Annotated in this window: 1 protein-coding gene; it reads left to right on the top strand. The window is 48.2% G+C overall.

Annotated features, from left to right (window positions below; translation table 11 throughout):
- A partial coding sequence (locus FC96_RS13075) for a hypothetical protein (protein ID WP_202813034.1) occupies nucleotides 1–359 on the top strand: 359 nt, incomplete at both ends.

The following is a 359-nucleotide window of genomic DNA, read 5'->3' as shown; positions in this document are numbered from 1 at the left end:
GTTGATTGGGGCATTGTTGTTCCCACTCGGCTTGCTGTTCGGTGGTCTTCCATTCTTACTGAGCCTGCCGCTCTTAATCGCTGGTTTCTTGCTCACCAAGGCAATTGCTGACGTATTGGCACTCGGTTTGGCTGCATTGTTAACTGCTATTCCATTCTTGATTGGCTTAGCAATTGCTGCATTGCTTCACTTCCTTGGTGTGCTTCACTTGTTGCACTGGATCTTCACGGCATCCTTGTTCTTACTTGGTTTGCCACTGTTTGGTCTGTTGCACTTCTTGAGCAAACTGTTGAAGGGCATCTTCTTGTACCCATTGTTGGCACTCTTAGGTACTCTTCTCGGCGGTCCACTTTACTGGC

This window comes from Secundilactobacillus kimchicus JCM 15530 (assembly GCF_001433995.1).
Lineage (GTDB): Bacteria > Bacillota > Bacilli > Lactobacillales > Lactobacillaceae > Secundilactobacillus > Secundilactobacillus kimchicus.
This window is presented reverse-complemented; position numbering and strand designations above follow the sequence as displayed.